At 59.5% G+C, this 14,661-nt stretch carries 14 protein-coding genes; 10 read left to right on the forward strand and 4 right to left on the reverse strand.

From position 1 onward, the window contains the following. Window positions 1-14: 14 nt before the first annotated feature. On the forward strand, window positions 15-530 hold the full coding sequence (locus A9762_RS21955; protein ID WP_069344116.1) for a hypothetical protein: 516 nt from the start codon (window positions 15-17) through the stop codon (window positions 528-530). Between the two features lie 12 nt (window positions 531-542). Beyond that, on the forward strand, window positions 543-1,418 hold the full coding sequence (locus tag A9762_RS21960; protein ID WP_083254184.1) for a Kiwa anti-phage protein KwaB-like domain-containing protein: 876 nt from the start codon (window positions 543-545) through the stop codon (window positions 1,416-1,418). Window positions 1,419-1,817: 399 nt separating this feature from the next. Here A9762_RS21960 and A9762_RS21965 read toward each other — a convergent pair whose 3' ends face one another. The 3 genes from A9762_RS21965 to A9762_RS21980 form a co-directional block, all read right to left on the reverse strand. Continuing rightward, the gene (locus A9762_RS21965) at window positions 1,818-2,501 is read right to left on the reverse strand and encodes a hypothetical protein (RefSeq protein WP_069344118.1); all 684 of its coding nucleotides are present in this window, start codon (window positions 2,499-2,501) and stop codon (window positions 1,818-1,820) included. Window positions 2,502-2,918: 417 nt separating this feature from the next. Further along, the gene (locus A9762_RS21975) at window positions 2,919-3,479 is read right to left on the reverse strand and encodes an NADPH-dependent FMN reductase (RefSeq protein WP_069344119.1); all 561 of its coding nucleotides are present in this window, start codon (window positions 3,477-3,479) and stop codon (window positions 2,919-2,921) included. A gap of 3 nt (window positions 3,480-3,482) precedes the next feature. Then, entirely contained in the window at window positions 3,483-5,111 is a 1,629-nt protein-coding gene (locus tag A9762_RS21980) for an MFS transporter (RefSeq protein ID WP_069344120.1), read from the reverse strand. 181 nt (window positions 5,112-5,292) lie between these two features. Here A9762_RS21980 and A9762_RS21985 point away from each other — a divergent pair, with 181 nt between their 5' ends. Continuing rightward, window positions 5,293-6,192 (forward strand): LysR family transcriptional regulator, encoded by a 900-nt coding sequence (locus tag A9762_RS21985; protein ID WP_069344121.1) that lies wholly within the window; start codon window positions 5,293-5,295, stop codon window positions 6,190-6,192. A 14-nt stretch (window positions 6,193-6,206) separates the two neighbouring features. Here the strand turns inward: A9762_RS21985 and A9762_RS21990 are convergent, their stop codons facing one another. Continuing rightward, the gene (locus A9762_RS21990; RefSeq protein ID WP_069344122.1) at window positions 6,207-7,109 is read right to left on the reverse strand and encodes a LysR family transcriptional regulator; all 903 of its coding nucleotides are present in this window, start codon (window positions 7,107-7,109) and stop codon (window positions 6,207-6,209) included. Between the two features lie 176 nt (window positions 7,110-7,285). Here A9762_RS21990 and A9762_RS21995 point away from each other — a divergent pair, with 176 nt between their 5' ends. The 7 genes from A9762_RS21995 to A9762_RS22025 all read left to right on the forward strand — a co-directional run bounded on the left by A9762_RS21995 (window position 7,286) and on the right by A9762_RS22025 (window position 14,641). Continuing rightward, window positions 7,286-8,584, forward strand: a complete 1,299-nt coding sequence (locus A9762_RS21995; RefSeq protein WP_069344123.1) for a CitMHS family transporter — start codon at window positions 7,286-7,288, stop codon at window positions 8,582-8,584. Between the two features lie 141 nt (window positions 8,585-8,725). Then, the gene (locus A9762_RS22000; RefSeq protein WP_069344238.1) at window positions 8,726-9,937 is read left to right on the forward strand and encodes a CaiB/BaiF CoA-transferase family protein; all 1,212 of its coding nucleotides are present in this window, start codon (window positions 8,726-8,728) and stop codon (window positions 9,935-9,937) included. A gap of 43 nt (window positions 9,938-9,980) precedes the next feature. Next, window positions 9,981-11,144: an acyl-CoA dehydrogenase family protein gene (locus A9762_RS22005; protein ID WP_069344124.1), complete on the forward strand. Its 1,164-nt coding sequence runs from the start codon at window positions 9,981-9,983 to the stop codon at window positions 11,142-11,144. Between the two features lie 9 nt (window positions 11,145-11,153). Continuing rightward, a complete protein-coding gene (locus A9762_RS22010; RefSeq protein ID WP_069344125.1) occupies window positions 11,154-11,963 on the forward strand; it encodes an enoyl-CoA hydratase/isomerase family protein in 810 nt (269 codons plus the stop codon). Then, the gene (locus A9762_RS22015; RefSeq protein ID WP_069344126.1) at window positions 11,960-12,709 is read left to right on the forward strand and encodes an electron transfer flavoprotein subunit beta/FixA family protein; all 750 of its coding nucleotides are present in this window, start codon (window positions 11,960-11,962) and stop codon (window positions 12,707-12,709) included. Before A9762_RS22010 ends, A9762_RS22015 begins: the two co-directional genes overlap by 4 nt. A gap of 14 nt (window positions 12,710-12,723) precedes the next feature. Next, window positions 12,724-13,689 (forward strand): electron transfer flavoprotein subunit alpha/FixB family protein, encoded by a 966-nt coding sequence (locus tag A9762_RS22020; protein WP_069344127.1) that lies wholly within the window; start codon window positions 12,724-12,726, stop codon window positions 13,687-13,689. A 4-nt stretch (window positions 13,690-13,693) separates the two neighbouring features. Continuing rightward, window positions 13,694-14,641 carry a hydroxymethylglutaryl-CoA lyase gene (locus A9762_RS22025; RefSeq protein ID WP_069344128.1) on the forward strand — a complete coding sequence of 316 codons (948 nt, stop codon included), beginning with the start codon at window positions 13,694-13,696 and terminating at the stop codon, window positions 14,639-14,641. The last annotated feature ends 20 nt before the right edge of the window (window positions 14,642-14,661 follow it).

Genomic DNA, 14,661 nt, shown 5'->3' on the forward strand with positions numbered 1-14,661 from the left:
TCATCGGAGGCTCAATGCTGAGCGGTTTCGCCAAATTTCTTTTAGCGTTGACGGCCCTTTCACCAGTGGCCTTAACATGGGCTATTGCCGACTACAGTCGCAATGGATTTAACCGAGATCAATTATTCACGATTTCGATATCGATCTTTTTGGCGATCGGATGTGCTGTGCTACTGCGCGTTAGTGGAAAAAAACTGACGAAAGTAACATTCACAGTCGAGGAGTTGAAAGCCGTGGATAACGAGGTGGTCGCGTACATCGTCACCTACCTATTTCCGCTCGTTGCACCGGCAACAGACATCAGCTTGCTCGCGCAAGGCTTCGTTCTGGCTCTTCTTGCCTTGGTGCTCTCGACGTCCAACGCATTCACGTTCAATCCCGTGCTAAGCCTCTTGGGCTATCATTTTTACGAAGTAAAGTGTACATCTGGCGTATCATATTTGCTCTTGTCGAGAAATGACATAACAGACGTGCGCGTCGTAAAGAAGGTCGGACGACTATCGAGGCATCTAATGCTCGACCTATCGTAAATCGGGGGATTTATGGATTTTTTTGCTCTTGTGGGTGGACATCCACATGCGGTGTATCGGCTCGAGTTGCAGCAAGACCTACAGGGCCGACTTGATGAGATGTTCGCGCTCCATTCCGAGCCGCTGCTGAATCCTGATCTTGTTGCCGTTCCGTTTGAGAGAGAAAATTTCCAACCAGATGACTCCGAAATTTTAGAGATTAAACCGTTTGATCTACCAGATTTGATTTTCGATCCAATAGAAAATGCTATCGGATGGCCGGTGCTTCCTAATGATGCTGATGTGCTTTCCCGGGTGTACTGTGTTTTTGCTCACGACGATGTGAGCGACAGGGTCATTTTTCAAGTCATCAACAAAGCTCAACGACTTAATACCAGCGCGATCAACATCATCCTACGAGGCAACGTATTTTCTAAACTGGAAGAGCCAGGGCTGATGCTTGCCAACGCGTGTCATGCTGTATACCAAAATAATGCATTGCGTTTTAAGAGCATGTGGTGGTTGAAGCAAATTTTCGATATCGGCGCCTATTACCGTGCGGCGACTGAGGCGGATGTCGACAAATTCGCGCGGCTAGAGAACGTCAGCGTTGAAAATCTGGATGCGCTGAAGAACCGTTCCGGGCAATGGGTCAGGACGCGGCTTGCGTATATCGTTGACTCTGGAGTTTTGGAGCAGTGCCCGCCGGAGCAGCTTGTTGCGAAAGCAGCGGAATTTAACGTCGATCTTGAGTGTGTGAATGACGACGGTCGACAAAAGTTGCTGATTCCAGAAGCTCCGAGGCAGTTACGCAAGGTTTTGAAGTTTTTAGAGGAAGAGTATTATGCGGGTCCTATCACAGGGGCTGCATATGAAGCGAATTCGAAGCGCCGGCGCGGGCAAGATTAATGTCCCACGCGGGATCGCGTACGCATACCAGGGAGGCGGTCAGAGTTGCTATTCCCGGAGGCAAGCACGGAAAATCACTCGATGGTAACCGTCAAGCCTTACGATTACGACGGCTGACTGGATTTGCGATTGACCGATGTGGCATGTCGCTGCTCCCAAGTATCGAGCCGCGACGGAGGCAACGCGCTAAGGGAAGCGGCGTGATCGATATTGGGCAATCGTGCAATGTATCGCTGTGCGAATCGATGGATTGACTTAAACGAAAAAACCCGCACGGGCTTACACCGTGCGGGTTTTGTTCAGCATGGGTCTAAGGGATTGAAATCTTCGACAGCATACGGCCCGTTTAAGTAAAGTGCGTAGCAGGGAAGAGTGTCTATAACGTGGAAGATACGGGGTTTAGGCAGGAGGAGGTATTTTTGCGATCATTTCCTCTGGATACGCCGCCTCTTGTTTCACGCGTTCCCACTCGGTTTTCAAAATTTTATTTGTCAGAGTGTCTGCTTCTGACACTAATTTACTCAGACGTTTGATCAGTGCAATCGCCAACTCGCGGTTTTTAGCCGCCTGTGTGTCTTTGAAAATCTGTCGGATCTCGTCCAAAATGTTGCGCAGATGTAGGTGGTCTTTTTCACTCGGGTTGAGGCGAAAACGCAGACGGTGATGCCGCTCTTGGTGCGACCGATCGATAGCACCGGTTGTTTCCGAAAGTTTAGTTAGACGCTTATTCTCCTCTTCCGCGAGTTGTTCCGGCGGAACGGTACCTTGATGTAACGTTGCCCACTCTTCTCGCGCGGCATCCCATTTCCATAAGTATTCTTGCGACTCGGCGAGGTGGCACGCAATATCTGATCTCAGCTCGTCTATCCACTTCTGCCGCTTGTCGGCGATGAATGTGGCTGCCGTACGAACTGTGGACAAGCGCTGCACGTTCAAAGAGGCGGCTGCTTGCTCGAGCTGGTTCGCCGCATGTTCGAGCACCTGACTATGTCTTTTTCGTGCGAAGTAAGCGGTCGAGATGATGCTGATAATGGCTGTTGCGGTCGCACCGATTGCGGCCCAGCCCTCGGTATGGATGCTCATCGTTGTATACGTTAATCGAAGTTTTCAAGGACACTTTGGTCACGCCCTGTTCTCCAACGCAAAGGCTAGCATATTGAGCAGGTGCCAGCATTGTGCCAGCGTTCCTGTTGAAGGCCGCATCCTATAAGGATTGTGCTGGGATTCGAGTCCCCTGCCGCGGGGTGTCTAATATCTAGACTGCTACTGCCCGCAAACCTGTATGCTGCCGTGCTTAATCTTTGAGCGTTTTGTTAGACGCTGGAAGCCCGAATGCCTCACCATTAAACGGCGGCGCGGTTCTTTGGGGTCTGATTTGGGATCAGAGGGTCGTAGGTTCGAATCCTATCGCTCCGACCAGAAAACCCTTGCAGTACAAGCATTTACGGAGCGCCCCATCGGGGCGTTTTTCGTTTGTCTAATAGGATCTCGCGCGGCGGCTCACTGCATCAGGTTTGCCAGTTCGATCATCGCTTGTTCGACGCTGGACTCCACGTCTGCGAAATCTGTTGCCGGATGCAAGGTGCCGCCGTGACGGATGACATCGTCCGACAGGGTGATTGACGGCGCAGTCGCCACAACGCGCATCTTTAGCGCCTGGGCGACCTCTCGCAGTTGACTGGCGCACTTCGTTCCGCCATGTCCGCCATATGTCACGATGACCGTCGGCTTCTCTCGCCATTCGTCATACAGGTGGTCGATCGCATTCTTCAGCGCGGCCGGATAGCCCCAGTTGTATTGGGGAGTGACGAAAATCACGGCGTCGCAGGCGGAAATTTTCTCACTCCATGCGCGCGTGTGCGGCTGCGCATAGGGCGCTCCGGTCGCGGGCAATCCCGGCTCGTCGTCAAGCGGAAGATGCCACGCGCTGAGGTCTACGATCTCATACGCAAAATCCGTGCACGACTGGCCGACATCGACGACCCACTGTGCGATCGTCGGGCAGTTCCGGCCTGCGCGCGTGCTGCCCATGATGACCAATACCCGTTTTGTTTCACTCATTGCTTATCCATTAGTCGTTTGATGGCGCGCCTTTTTCGTAACCTGTGCAGGCGCCATCAGTGGAACGAAGCACAACGCCAACAGCCCGACCGCCGCCATGAACATAAAGGCATCGGCATAGGCGAGCGTTCTCGCCTGCCTGATCGCTGTTTCTGCCAATAGCGCTTGCGCCATACTGCGCGCCTGCGTCTCCGATACCCCTCGCTGAATCAGCATCGCCGTCGCGGATGCCATCCATTCATTGACTTGCAGAGACGTTGCGTAAAGGAAGTCGAACAACCGGCTCGAATGCAATTGTTCCCGCCACGCCAATACGACGGTCACGAAGGTCACGCCCAGCGACATGCCGAATTGTCGGAACGTCATGTACACCGCGACCGCATCGAGCTGTACCTCTTGCGGCAATCGGGCCACCGTGCCGCTGGCGAGTGCCGACAAGACCGGTGACAGACAGAAGGCATACAGGATTAGCGGTAACGCGAAATATCCATACGGCGTGGTGGTCGTGATCAGATGTGACATCACCGACATGGATATCGTCAAAAGAACAAACGCGAAAGCGAGCACCTTTCGTGGCCCGAACTTGGCGACCGAACGTGTGACCAGTGGCCGAATGGCCGCAGCCGTCAGCGCATAGACGCAGAGAACACGCCCTGTGTGGGTGGCATCGAGACGGGGGGAATAAACCGTGCGCAGGAATTCCGGCAGCGCATACGTGCTGCCTGACACGATGATACCGGCAAGGACCCCGAGCACAACGGAGGCCATGACATCGCGGTGTCGAAGCAGCTCAAGACGATGCAGCCGCCTGTCGTTGCGATGATGTCGTTGCCATCCCACGAACAGGATGAGTGCCGATATTCCCGCCCATGCCAGTCCCCGAATCTCCGACGAGCCGAACCAGTCTTTCGCCTGCCCCCGACTCATCATGACTTGTGCACAGATGAGCGCTACGCCGAGCAGGAGAAGTCCGGGCGCGTCGATTCCCCGGGAGCGTATGTCAGTGGGACGGACAACCTTCGGGAAGTGTCGTGTGAGCAGCCAGATGGCGGCCACGGCGACGACGATATTCGGCACGAAAAGCAGCCGCCACGTGTATTGATCGGTGACATACCCGCTCACCAGCAATCCCAGCGCCGTCGACAGATAGATCATCATGGAGATGCGCATCATCGAGACGCTGCGTCGCGGGCGAGGAATCAGTAGATAGACGCTACCTCGCCACCACATCGCAAGACCAGCACCGGCAAATCCTGACACCGCACGCCATAGCAGCATGCTGCCGAAATCGGTGGCGAACGCACATCCCAGCGACGCCACCGCAAACACGACGATACTGCCCAGGATGTAGCGCAAATAGCCGATGTGGCGGGCGAGCCAGATGGAAACGGCCACGCCCATAAACAACGATGTGCTGAAGGTAATCAGGAGCCAGCTGGCTTCATCCTGCGATACGCCAAACGAGCCCGCCATGTCGGGCAGCACGAGATTGACGGCATCGAACGTGTAGAACTCCAGCCATGCCGTCAACCCGAGCCCGGTGAGAAGTCCCGTCTGTTTCTCATCGCCTTGCGATGCAGGCGCGGTAGCAGTTTCCAATGCACCGGATTGAGGAGAAGGAAAAGACGACATATTTTCAATATTCGGAAATGACAGGATCGAGCCCTCAGTTTGGAGCGCTCGTTGTCTGGCCGAAACCCATGAATCTGCATGGGTTTATTCCGATTAGTGGAAATATGAGATGTGCGGTGCTAGGATCCTTTCCGGTGAAAATAGCGTTAGCCCGAGGTAAATCACTCGGCAGGAGGCGACTTTGGACTCGATTTCCGAACTCGAGCTTTTTCAGGCGATTGTCGACAGCGGTGGCATTTCGCACGCGGCAGTGGCGTTGCATTCCTCGCCTGCTGCGGTCAGCCGACGCTTGCGACAACTGGAGACGCGCCTGGGGGTTTGTCTCGCGAATCGCAGCACGCGACGCTTCAATCTCACCGACGAAGGGAAGTTGTTGTATGAGCGTGCGGCAGCGATTCTGGAGTCGGTGCGTGATGTCGAGTCGGAAGTCTCTTCCCGAGGCACGGTAGCGCGTGGACTGTTGCGCGTTGGCGCACCCTCCGATTTGGGGCGTCGTCAGCTATCGACATTGCTGGCGCAATTCGCGCGTCTGCATCCGGGCCTGGAAATCACGCTGTTCCTGTCCGATGCCGGCATCGAGAACATGCTCGATGGCTGTGACGTCGCGCTGCGTTTCGGCTTACCTCGCGATGAAGGGATGGTCGCGCGTAAAGTCGCCACGTCTGAAATGCTGCTGGTAGCGGCGCCGCCGTACTTGGCGCAACATGGCAGCCCGGCAACACCGGAAGACCTGAGGGCCCACAATTGCCTTCGTCTGTTCCGACGCCATCGCGTCCCCGGCCCATGGCGGTTCCTGCGACAAGGTGGCTTTGTGGACGTCAGCGTAAGCGGCACGTTAGCCAGTGCCGATGGGGCGATGTTGCGCGAATGGGCGCTGGCGGGACAGGGGATCTCCTGCGAAGCGGCGTGGGACGTTTCCGAGGACCTCGCCGCCGGCCGGCTAGTCCGCTTGCTCCCGTCTTACCCGATGCCACGCATTGATCTGTATGTCGTATTCGCACCCGGCAATCCGGTTCCTCCGCGGATTCGGCTGTTAGTCGACTTTCTGATCCATGAATTCGGCGGGCCGACTCACGCCTGATCAATCGCGTCGCTTCAAACCGAACTCGACGCAGATTGACCCAGAATCGACAGCAGAGAGTGAACGCCGGCGGAGATATCGTCGGGACGCCACGCAGCCGCGATTTCGAGCTGGAGGTGCGCGGAGTCGTTCGCCAATTCCTTGTACACCACGCCCTTGTGTGGGCTGTTTCTTACCTGCGCGGGCAGTAGCGTAACGCCCATGCCTGCGGCGACAAGACTCACCATGCTGGCCATCTGCCACGCGTTGTGGCCGATTCGTGGGCTGAATCCGGCTTCGTCGCACGCCATCAGAAACTTGGCATGCAGGCTCGGACTTCTGTTGGCCGGAAAGACGATGAACGAGTCGTCTGCCAAGTCTTCGAGACGCAACGTCCGAGCCGCCGCCAGTCGGTGGTTTCTCGGCAGCACGGCAATGAACCGCTCCACCTCGACGATGCGCATATTGAGATCAGAGGCGTTGTTCAGCGGCACGCGAACGATGCCAAGATCGATCTTGCTCGCGTGCAGGCTTTCGATTTGCTCAACCGAAGTCTGCTCACGCAGATCGACGTGAATGGCAGGAAACTTCGTGCGAAAGTCGCGCAGTATGCGGGGGAGGAACTCGTAGCTCACCGACCCCATGAAGCCGACGGTAATCCTGCCGATAAGCCCCTCGCTGGCCCGGCGGGCCGTGTCGATGGCGCGCTGACCATGCGCCAGAAGTTCTCGCGCTTCCTCCAGAAAGGCACTCCCCGCCGGCGTGAGCGACACGGAATGCTTTGAGCGGGCGAGCAACTGCACCCCCACCACTTCCTCCAGATTCTTGATCGCCTGACTCAGTGGCGGCTGCGCCATGTGCAGCCGCACGGCGGCACGCCCAAAGTGCAGCTCTTCCGCAACGGCAATGAACTGAGTCAGTAAGCGACCAGGGATCATGGTGAGACGAAATTCGTATCAAAGTGGACAAAACATGTATTGGACGAATCTTACCCAATCCCACACACTTTTCAAACCGCCAGACACGCCGCCGAGACAGCGACGGTCTCCGGTCACCGAATCGCCGCAAGAGTGATTCCGGTCCATCTTCACAATAAACCCCTTGGGGGAGACAAATGCTTGCACTAACCGGACTCATTTCGGTGCTGGCGCTATTGGCATTGATTCTGACGAAACGCATGTCGCCGCTCGCCGCACTCATTGCCGTGCCGGTCGTCGCTGCGGTGGTCAGTGGTTTTGGCCTGCAAATCACGACCTTCATTCTCAAAGGCATTACCAGCGTCGCGCCCGTGGTGGGCATGTTCATCTTCGCCATTATTTTCTTTGGCGTTCTCACCGACGCGGGCATGCTCGATCCGATCATCAGCCGGATACTTCGGCTCGTCGGTGCGCGTCCCCCTCGCATTCTGATGGGCACTGCGTTACTCGCGCTGCTCATTCACCTCGACGGCTCCGGGGCGGTGTGCTTTCTGGTGACGATTCCCGCGATGCTGCCGGTGTACGAGCGCCTGAACATGGACAAGCGCCTGCTCGTCTGTATGGCCGCGCTGGGCGCCGGTGTGAATTTCCTGCCCTGGGCGGGCGTCACGATTCGCGCGTCGGTCGCGTTGCACATTCCAACCGCCGAGATTTTCGCGCCGCTGCTGCTCGTTCAGGGCGTCGGTCTGGTATTCGTGCTCTTGACGGCCTATCTGCTGGGCAAGCGCGAGGAACGCCGGCTGGGGCTCGTGCACGATGGCCGTCCGTTCGTGGTTCCCACACGCGAACTGTCCGAGCAGGAGCTGGCGTTGCGCCGCCCCCGGCGATTCTGGCCGAATCTCGTGCTGACGCTGGTCGTGATGGGCACGATGATCACCGGCAAGGTCGATCCGGTCGTGATGTTCATGCTCGGAACCGTCGTGGCGCTATTCATCAACTACCCCAACGCCGACGAGCAGCGTCGCCGGGTGGATGCTCACGCGCCTGCCGCATTGATGATGGCAAGTGTGCTGCTGGCGGCGGGCACCTTCACCGGGATCATGTCCGGGACCGGGATGCTGAATGCCATGGCAAGCGAAGCCGTGCATTTGATTCCCGCCGGACAGGCGCATCACATTCCGTTCGTGATGGGCCTGATTTCGATGCCGCTCAGTCTTCTCTTCGACCCCGATTCCTTCTATCTCGGCGTGCTGCCCGTTGTGGCCGGCGCTGCGGAGCGACTGGGTGTGCCGCAGATCCAGGTGGCGCAGGCCGCGTTGCTCGGCCAGATGACGACCGGTTTCCCTGTCAGTCCCTTGACACCGGCAACGTTCCTGCTCGTCGGTCTCGCCGGCATCGACCTGGCCGAACACCAGAAATTCGCGATCCCGTTCCTTTTCGCGACATCGGTCGTGATGACGATCGCATGCGTGATTCTCGGGGTCTTTCCACTATGACGGGGTCGTCCCCGTTCGATCTATCAGGCATCGATTTGCCGAAAAGCACGTCGGCAGCGATGCGAGAACACCGAAGTTATGGAGAAGGCAGATGAAGTCAGGTACGTGCGTAACGCCAGGCGCGACGTTGAAGGTGCGCTCATGAGCACGGAGCGAGGTGGGCCGCTTGCCGGCGTCAGGATTCTCGATCTGACGTCGGTGATCATGGGACCGTTTGCCACGCAGATTCTGGCCGCACTCGGGGCGGACGTGATCAAGGTCGAGTCTCCCGAGGGGGACAACATGCGTCACGTCGGGCCGATGAATCATGCGGGCATGGGCCATATCTTCCTGCACGCCAATCAGGGAAAGCGCAGTGTGGTGCTCGATCTCAAGGTGCCGGCAGGCCGTGAGGTCGCGGCGAAGCTCGTCGAGCGCTGCGATGTGATGATCTCGAACATCCGGCCCAAGGCGCTGGGGCGTCTCGGACTCGACTACGACACCCTGAAGGCAACGAACCCCCGGCTGATTCACGTCTCCTGTTGCGGATTCGGGCAGGACGGACCGAACGCCGCCCGTGCGGCGTACGACGACCTCATTCAAGGCGCATCGGGCTTGCCGTGGTTGATGAGCCAGTCCGGTGCGCAGACACCGCGTTATGCGCCCACGACGCTCGCCGATCGCGTGACCGGGCTTCACGCCGTGTATGCGATCACGGCGGCGCTCTATGAGCGCGAGCGCTCCGGGATCGGGCAATCGGTCGTGGTGCCGATGTTCGAAGCCATGACCCAGTTCGTGCTCGGCGATCACCTCGGCGGTCTCAGCTTCGACCCGCCGAACGGCGACCCCGGCTACGCGCGTCTGCTGACCGAGCACCGCAGGCCCTACGAAACGAAGGACGGGCACCTTTGCGTGCTGATCTACAACGACAAGCAGTGGCGTGCCTTCTTCACAGCGATCGGCGAGAGCGAGCGCTTCGAGAGCGACGCACGTTTTTCGACGCACACGAATCGCGCGCAGCACATCGATGCGGTCTATGCGGAAGTGGCCCGGCTCATGCGTGAGCGGACCACGAACGAGTGGCGTGTCCTGCTCGATACCGCCGACATTCCCAACATGCCGATGAACTCGCCGCGCGATCTTCTCGACGATCCGCATCTGTCGGCCGTGGGGTTCATCCGGCAGGTCGAACATCCGACGGAAGGTCGATTGCGCACGCCGGGCAATCCGACGGCATGGTCGCGTACCGCTTGCACCGAACCCTCTCCCGCGCCGGGGCTGGGGGAGCATTCGGCCGAAGTCCTCGGGGAACTGGGTTACACCGCTGCCGATATTGCGGCGCTTCAGGTGTCCGGTGCGATGGGCAAGGGCTGACCCCGCCGGTCACCCAGGCAGTCAATGAACAACAGGAACAGACATGAATTTTGACCTTACGGAAGAGCAGCAACAGATCTGCGACGCCATTGAGCGCGTGTGCGCGCCGTTCGATGCCGATTACTGGTTGCGCAAGGACAGCGAAGGCGGTTTCCCGGACGACTTTCATCGTGCGTTGGCGGATGCGGGCTGGCTGGGCATCGCCATGCCGGAGGCGTACGGCGGCGCCGGGCTGGGGATCACCGAAGCCGCACTGATGATGCAGACGATCTCGGCGACGGGCGCGGGGTTGTCGGGGGCGTCCGCGGTGCACATGAACATCTTCGGTCTGCATCCGGTCGTCGTATTCGGCACCGAGGAGCAGAAGCAGCGCTGGTTGCCGCCGTTGATCGCCGGCAAGGACAAGGCCTGCTTTGCGGTCACCGAGCCGAACACCGGTCTGAATACGCTCAAGCTCAAAACGCGGGCCGTGCGCGACGGCGATCACTACGTCGTGTCGGGGCAGAAGGTATGGATCTCGACCGCGCAGGTCGCGAACAAGATTCTGCTGCTCGCGCGCACCACGCCGATCGAGGAAGCCCGGGGCACACAAGGGTTGTCGCTTTTCTACACCGACCTCGATCGCGCGCGAATTCAGGTGCGGGAGATCGAGAAGATGGGCCGCAAGTGTGTCGATTCGAACGAGGTGTTCATCGACGAACTTCGTATCCCGGTGAGCGACCGGATCGGCGAGGAAGGCGCAGGCTTCGAATACATCCTGCACGGCATGAACCCCGAGCGCATTCTGATCGCGTCCGAAGCGGTGGGATTGGGGCGTGCCGCCCTGCAGCGGGCGGCGACCTACGCGAACGAGCGGGTCGTGTTCGATCGGCAGATTGGCAAGAATCAAGGCATTCAGCATCCGCTCGCGCGTTCGTGGATCGAACTGGAGGCCGCCAATCTGCTGGTGCTCAAGGCGGCGTCGCGCTACGACGCGAAAAGCAACTGTGCGGCCGACGCGAACGCCGCCAAGTATTTCGCTGGTGAGGCCTGCTTCAACGCCTGCCAGAACGCGATTCTCACGCACGGTGGCATGGGATTCGCGAAGGAGTACCACGTCGAGCGATACATGCGTGAAGCATGGATTCCGCGCCTCGCCCCGGTCAGCCCGCAGTTGATCTTGTGTTTCATTGCCGAGAAGGCACTGGGCTTGCCGAAATCCTACTGAGGCGATGTCATGACTTATCTAACCCTTGACGTCGACGTGACCGACCGGGTGGCCACGATCTGGCTGAATCGCCCTGACGTGCGCAACGCGCTGAACGAAACGGTGATCGCGGAACTGGACGACGCGCTAAAACGGCTTGGTGAGCGCGACGACGTTCGTGTGATCGTTCTGGCCGGTCGTGGAAAAGCCTTTTCGGCCGGCGCGGATCTCCAGTGGATGCAGCGCATGGCGACGTACAGCGCCAGCGAGAACGAAGCCGACGCCATGCGCCTTGCCACCATGCTTCGGACACTCAACGACTGCCCGAAGCCCACGGTGGCGCGCGTGCACGGTGCGGCATTCGCCGGTGGCATGGGGCTTGTCGCTGCGTGTGACATCGTCGTCGTCGCCACGACGGTGGAGTTCTGCCTTTCGGAAGTGAGGATCGGGCTTGTGCCGGCCACCATCTCACCGTACATCCTTCAAAAACTCGGTGCGGCGGCGGCACGTCGATACATGCTGACGGCGGAGCGTATTTCGGCGGCAGAGGCGCATCGGAGCGGATGGGTCCACGAGGTCTGTGCGCCGGAAGATATCGACGCGTCGATTGGCAAGTTCACGACGGCATTGCTGGCGGGAGGCCCCGCCGCGCTCGCGCAAAGCAAGGCGCTCATCGGTGCGGTGGAAAATCAGCCGATTGACGGCGCGCTGATTGCCCGGACGGCCAAACTGATTGCCAACGTACGCGCGTCTGCCGAAGGCCGTGAAGGCGTTGACGCGTTTCTGCACAAACGCACCGCAGGGTGGGTGTCGCAGTCATTCGCAGGGGAAGCAAGATGAAGGTACTGGTCGCCGTGAAAAGGGTGGTGGACTACAACGTGAAGGTGCGGATCAAGTCCGATGGCACCGGCGTCGATGTTGCGAACGTGAAAATGGCGATGAATCCGTTCGACGAAATCGCCGTGGAAGCCGCGGTGCGGTTGAAGGAGGCGGGTGTTGCCAGCGAGGTCATCGCCGTGTCCTGTGGAACGGCGCAGTCGCAGGAGACGCTGCGCACGGCGCTGGCCATCGGTGCAGATCGCGCCATCCTGATTGACTCGGCCGGGGAACTACAACCCCTTGCCGTCGCCAAGCTGTTGAAAGGCGTGGTCGATCAGGAGCAACCGCAACTGGTGATTCTCGGCAAACAGGCCATCGACGACGACGCGAACCAGACCGGGCAGATGCTCGCCGCGCTGACGGAGATGCCGCAGGCCACGTTCGCGTCGAACATTACGGTCGCTGATGGCAAGGCTATCGTGGCGCGCGAAGTGGACGGCGGCATGGAAGTGTTGTCGCTGACGCTACCGGCTGTCGTCACCACGGATCTGCGTCTGAACGAGCCGCGTTATGTCACCTTGCCGAACCTCATGAAGGCAAAGAAAAAGCCGTTGACGTCGACGACACCGGAGGCGCTCGGTGTCGACGTGCAACCACGTCTGATCACGCTCAAGGTCGCTGAACCGCCGAAACGGACCGCCGGGATGCGGGTGCCGGACGTGAGCGCGCTGGTCGAGAAATTGAAGACCGATGCCAAAGTGCTGTAAGGGAGAGTGACGAAGTGACGAATCTTGTTATCGCCGAGTATGACGCCGAATGCGTCAAAGTCGCCACGCTGAACACCATCGCAGCGGCGCAGAAGATCGGTGGCGACGTGCACGTGCTGGTCGCGGGGCATAACGCGCAAGCCGCAGCGCACGCGGCAGCGAAAATCGAGGGTGTCTCGAAGGTGCTGCTCGCTGATGCGCCGCAACTGGCTGCGGGCCTTGCAGAAAACGTCGAGGCGACGGTGCTGACGATTGCGCGGGCGTATTCGCACATCCTTGCGCCAGCCACGGCCTACGGGAAGAACCTCATGCCGCGTATCGCCGCGAAGCTCGACGTTGCGCAGATCAGCGACATTACGGCGGTGATTTCGCCCGACACGTTCGAGCGGCCGATCTACGCGGGCAACGCCATCGCGACCGTACGGTCGACCGATCCGATCAAGGTCATGACGGTTCGTATGACGGGCTTCGACGCCGTTGCACACGAGGGCGCAAGCGCCCCCATCGAGCGGATCGAGGCGGCGGCAGACAGCGGTCTCTCGCAGTTCGTGAGCCGTGAGGTCACGAAGCTGGATCGCCCGGAGCTGACGAGCGCAAAGATCATTGTCTCGGGCGGTCGTGGTCTCGGCAGCGGCGACAACTACACGCGTGTGCTCGAACCGCTGGCCGATACGCTGAACGCCGCACTCGGCGCCTCGCGCGCTGCCGTCGACGCGGGCTTCGTGCCGAACGACTATCAGGTTGGCCAAACCGGCAAGATCGTCGCGCCACAGTTGTACGTGGCGGTCGGTATCTCGGGCGCCATCCAGCATCTCGCGGGCATGAAGGACTCGAAGGTCATTGTGGCAATCAACAAGGACGAGGACGCCCCCATTTTCAGCGTGGCCGATTACGGGCTGGTCGGTGATCTGTTTGCAGTCGTGCCGGAACTGACAACGGCACTCGGGGCAGTCGGGGCAATCGTGGCACGCGGGGAATAACGCCATGCATTCGGAAGACAAGGTGCGAATCGTCGAGGTCGGGCCTCGCGATGGCTTGCAGAATGAGTCGCGACACATTCGAACCGATATCAAGCTCGAACTGATCGAGCGGCTCGAACGGTCGGGGCTGACGTGCATCGAGGCGACGGCTTTCGTCTCGCCCAAATGGGTGCCGCAGATGGTGGATCACTCGGAGATCATGGCACGTCTGACGCGCAAGCCGGGCGTGAGTTATCCGGTGCTGGTGCCGAACCTGAAGGGGCTTGAAGCCGCTATCGCCGGCGGGGCGAGCGAGGTGGCGGTGTTCGCGGCGGCCTCGGAAGCGTTTTCGCAGCGCAATATCAATTGCTCGATCGCGGAGTCTCTGAACCGCTTTGCGCCGATTTTCGATGCGGCGCGTCGGGAGGGGGTGAGCGTTCGTGGCTACGTTTCCTGTGTCGTCGGCTGTCCGTACGAAGGGCCCGTAAGCCCGCAGCGAGTGCGCGATGTCGCTGGCGCACTGCTGGATCTCGGCTGCCACGAGGTGTCGCTTGGGGACACCATTGGCGTGGGCACGCCTGCGAGCATCGTACGCATGCTCGAAGCGGTGACCGGTCGCGTGCCGATGTCGCGGCTCGCGGGACACTATCACGACACCTACGGCATGGCGGTCGCCAACGTGCATGCGTCCTACGTGTCCGGCATGCGGACATTCGACGCGTCGGTGTCCGGGTTGGGCGGCTGCCCCTACGCGGCAGGTGCCTCGGGCAATGTGGCGACTGAGGACGTGGTCTACCTCATGCAAGGCCTCGGCGCGGATACCGGGGTCGATCTGGACTCGCTGGTCGAAACGTCTGGATGGATATCGGACGCATTGGACCGGACGCCAGCCTCCAGGGTGGCTCGTGCATTACTCGCGAAGCGCGAGAAGGCTGGCGGTTTGCGCGGAAATCAAGATCTCAGACCTGTGTGATTGGCGTGCATTGCGTTGAC

It is taken from the genome of Pandoraea sp. ISTKB, from assembly GCF_001721285.1.
GTDB lineage: Bacteria > Pseudomonadota > Gammaproteobacteria > Burkholderiales > Burkholderiaceae > Pandoraea > Pandoraea capi.

What these genes read in the sequence shown, in the direction of transcription:
- A9762_RS21955 (WP_069344116.1), top strand. Translation starts at nt 15, where the DNA reads ATGCTGAGCGGTTTCGCCAAATTTCTTTTAGCGTTGACGGCCCTTTCA.
- A9762_RS21960 (WP_083254184.1), top strand. Translation starts at nt 543, where the DNA reads ATGGATTTTTTTGCTCTTGTGGGTGGACATCCACATGCGGTGTATCGG.
- A9762_RS21965 (WP_069344118.1), bottom strand. Translation starts at nt 2,501, where the DNA reads ATGAGCATCCATACCGAGGGCTGGGCCGCAATCGGTGCGACCGCAACA.
- A9762_RS21975 (WP_069344119.1), bottom strand. Translation starts at nt 3,479, where the DNA reads ATGAGTGAAACAAAACGGGTATTGGTCATCATGGGCAGCACGCGCGCA.
- A9762_RS21980 (WP_069344120.1), bottom strand. Translation starts at nt 5,111, where the DNA reads ATGTCGTCTTTTCCTTCTCCTCAATCCGGTGCATTGGAAACTGCTACC.
- A9762_RS21990 (WP_069344122.1), bottom strand. Translation starts at nt 7,109, where the DNA reads ATGATCCCTGGTCGCTTACTGACTCAGTTCATTGCCGTTGCGGAAGAG.
- A9762_RS21995 (WP_069344123.1), top strand. Translation starts at nt 7,286, where the DNA reads ATGCTTGCACTAACCGGACTCATTTCGGTGCTGGCGCTATTGGCATTG.
- A9762_RS22000 (WP_069344238.1), top strand. Translation starts at nt 8,726, where the DNA reads ATGAGCACGGAGCGAGGTGGGCCGCTTGCCGGCGTCAGGATTCTCGAT.
- A9762_RS22005 (WP_069344124.1), top strand. Translation starts at nt 9,981, where the DNA reads ATGAATTTTGACCTTACGGAAGAGCAGCAACAGATCTGCGACGCCATT.
- A9762_RS22010 (WP_069344125.1), top strand. Translation starts at nt 11,154, where the DNA reads ATGACTTATCTAACCCTTGACGTCGACGTGACCGACCGGGTGGCCACG.
- A9762_RS22015 (WP_069344126.1), top strand. Translation starts at nt 11,960, where the DNA reads ATGAAGGTACTGGTCGCCGTGAAAAGGGTGGTGGACTACAACGTGAAG.
- A9762_RS22025 (WP_069344128.1), top strand. Translation starts at nt 13,694, where the DNA reads ATGCATTCGGAAGACAAGGTGCGAATCGTCGAGGTCGGGCCTCGCGAT.